The following is a 2,957-nucleotide window of genomic DNA, read 5'->3' as shown; positions in this document are numbered from 1 at the left end:
GGTGTCACCGGTGGCACCGGCGTCGCGGAGGGCGCCGGACCGGGCACCGGTGGCACCGGCGTCGCGGAGGGTGCCGCACCGGACCGGGACGGGGCCACGGTCGTGCTCGCCCGGCCGCGCGCACTGCACCGCTGCATCGACAACCTGCTGGCCAACGCGGTCAAGTTCAGCCCCGGGGACACCCCCGTCACGGTGCTGGTCGAGACGGCGGACCCCGACCCGGGCCGGGGCGGGGCCCGCGGCCGGGCCCGGCCGGGGGTGCCGTACGTGCGGCTGGTGGTGCGCGACCTCGGGCCGGGGATCGGGCCGGACGAGCGGGACGCCGTCTTCGACCGCTTCTACCGGGGCGCGGGCACCCAGTCGACACCGGGTTCCGGGCTGGGGCTCGCCATCGTCCACGACCTCGTCACCGCCGACCGCGGCACCGTGTTCGCGGGCACCGGCCCGGCGGGCGGCGCGGAGGTCGGCTTCACCCTCCCCCGTGCCGTCCCCGCCGCGCGCCGCGGTCAGTAGGGTCGTCAGCCCTCGGCGCCGATGGAGCAGTTGCCGTCGGGGGCGTGGCCGAGCGGCCAGGCGACGGTGTCCAGGACGGCGCCGCGGACGGCCGGGTCGAGGTGGACGATCGGGACGGCCTTGTTGTGCGGGTTGCCGTACTGGTCGAGGCAGATCCAGCCGCTGGCCCCGTCCACCCGGTTGCCGCCGTGGAGCCGGCGCCAGCTCTGGGTGACGTCGTCGAGCGAGGGCATGGCCACGGACCCGCCGACGTCCTTGCGGATGCCCGCGACGGCGGTGGTCACCGCGTCGTAGGTGATGATGATCCGGCCGTCGCGGCGGTCGGCGGGCCCGATCCGCTCGGGCTGCTTGGTGTCGTCCGCCCGCAGCAGGGCGGCGAGGTCGGCGGTCGGGCCCTTGGAGCCGCCGGGGCCCTCGGTGCTCGCCTCGCCCCAGCTGTCGGGGTGGGCGAGCGCCGTGTAGCGCACGGTGATGCCCGAACTCTTGGTGAGCGCGTCCCAGCTGTGCTCGAACTTCTGGTCGATCATCAGGGTGGAGGCGTGCGAGCCGGTGATGACGGTGTAGTGCTTGTTGCACTTCCGGTCGCCCAGCGCGACCAGGAACAGCCGCAGTTGCACCGGACGGCCGGCGAAGAACAGGGTGGACGCGGCGGAGCTGCAGATGTCGGGCACCATCTGGGCGAAGACGTTGCCGAGGTTGCCCTCCTGGGTGAAGTCCTTCGGGGACTCGAAGGTCTCCGGGGCGTTGGGCGCGCCCTTGGTGAGTTTGGCGAAGGTGGCCCGCAGGGTGGCGAGGTAGTTGTCGTTCTCCCGGGTGTCCTCGACCACCAGGGTCTCGGCCGGCTTGATGCCCGCCCCGTAGGCGGCGAGGGCGCCCGCCTGGTCGCTGTTGCTGGGGGCGATCCGGGCCAGTCCGGGGTAGTGGCGCGGGTCGGCGGCGCTGTTGGCGATGTCGTCGGCGGTCATCGGGCCGGCGACCACCGGGATGTGCTTGTCCGCCGTGAGGTAGCGCACGGCGGCCTCGCTGTTGGCGATGCTGATGTTGATGCCGGTGACGGCCCGCAGGTTCTCCTTGCCGTCGGTCGCGGACCGGACCAGCTGGTCCGCGACGCGCTGCCACTGCCCGTACTCCCGGCCGGGGTTGGCGAGGACCAGGCGGACCGGCGGCTGCTTCCCGCTCTCGCGGTTGGCCCGGTACTGGGCGAGGTAGGCGCCTTGGACCTGCTCGACCATCTCGCGCCGTTCGGCCTGCTGGTCGGAGATCAGCGGGATCATCAGGGCGACGGTGACCGGGTTCTTTCCGGCCACGCTGTCGTTCTCCTCCTTGATGCGCGCGGTCACCCGCCCCAGGTCGTCGTTGAAGACGTACGAGCCGTCGGTGACGCCGACGCACTCGTTCCCGACCTTCGTCACACCGGTGGCGCAGCTGTCGTCCGCCCAGACGCCGTAGCCGAAGTAGCCGGCGGTGCCGAGCACGGCGACCGCCAGCAGGATCACCAGCGCGCGGTTCAGGGGCCCTTGGGGCAGGGACGGTTTCACGGTCGGGCGTCTCCTAAGGTCGGGAGCAGGGCAGGACAGGACAGAGCAGGTCGGGTCGGGTCAGGTCGGACCGGAGTGGTCGGGGCAGGGGTCGGGGCAGGGGTCGGGGTCAGATCGGCAGGTCGGGTGCCTGGTGCCAGCGGCGCAGCCGTCCGGGCCAGGTCTCGTGCGCCTGGAAGAACACCGCCTGGTCGGCCGCCCCGGTGTACTGGGCGAGGGTGAGCAGCTGGAGCCGGATGCTGTCGATCAGCGCCGCGGTGGGCGCCGAGAGCGGGTGCGACTGTACCCACAGGTTGCGCACCAGGAGGTCGATCGCCTGGTGCACGGCGAGGTCGCCGTGCTGGCAGGCCTGGCACTGCTCGTTGGTCCCGGCGGCGACCGGCACGGGCTCCGGCGGGTGCGGCGCGGAGCAGATCAGGTTGACCGAGGCGAGCCAGTCGGCGGCGCTCCGCCCGGCCAGTCGCTGGTGCAGGGTGCGGACGACGACTCCGGTGTCGTGCACGGCGAGCGCGTGGTACAGGGCCTGGTCGGGCAGCCCGGCGCCGTTCGGCGCATACCGCGCGCGCACGGTGCCGTGCAGGTGCCGCCAGGTCTGCATGTCGGGCTCCCCTGCCAGCTGGACGGCCAGCCGGTGGCCGAGCAGGGCGCGCAGGGTGCGGTCCTGGACGAACGGGGCGTCGCGGGCCTGGTGCGCGGCGCCGGCCCAGTGGTTGCGTTCGAGCAGTCGCCTGGCCTCCTGGACGTCCAGCGGGCTGCGGTCGGTCCGCGGGTAGTAGGCGCCGAGCAGGTCGGCGGCCCCGTCGTCGAGGGCCGGGCCGTAGAACATGAGCCGCTCACGGTCGCGCTCCCCGGGGACCAGGACCCGGAGCAGTTGCTCGTGGACCGTCCGCGCGGGCGCGTCGTGGG

Annotated in this window: 2 protein-coding genes and 1 pseudogene; 1 reads left to right on the top strand and 2 read right to left on the bottom strand. The window is 73.6% G+C overall.

Annotated elements, in window-relative coordinates; genetic code table 11:
* Positions 1–513: HAMP domain-containing sensor histidine kinase (locus VR45_RS39850; protein WP_045944862.1), on the top strand; the 513-nt coding region annotated here is incomplete at its 5' end.
* A gap of 5 nt (positions 514–518) precedes the next feature.
* Here VR45_RS39850 and VR45_RS39845 read toward each other — a convergent pair.
* Both VR45_RS39845 and VR45_RS39840 read right to left on the bottom strand, forming a co-directional pair.
* A complete protein-coding gene (locus VR45_RS39845; protein ID WP_045944861.1) occupies positions 519–2,051 on the bottom strand; it encodes a hypothetical protein in 1,533 nt (510 codons plus the stop codon).
* 109 nt (positions 2,052–2,160) lie between these two features.
* Positions 2,161–2,957: pseudogene (locus VR45_RS39840) on the bottom strand (hypothetical protein); the annotation flags it as partial.

Origin of the sequence: Streptomyces sp. NRRL S-495 (genome assembly GCF_000966955.1) — a bacterium.
GTDB lineage: Bacteria > Actinomycetota > Actinomycetes > Streptomycetales > Streptomycetaceae > Kitasatospora > Kitasatospora purpeofusca.
This window is presented reverse-complemented; position numbering and strand designations above follow the sequence as displayed.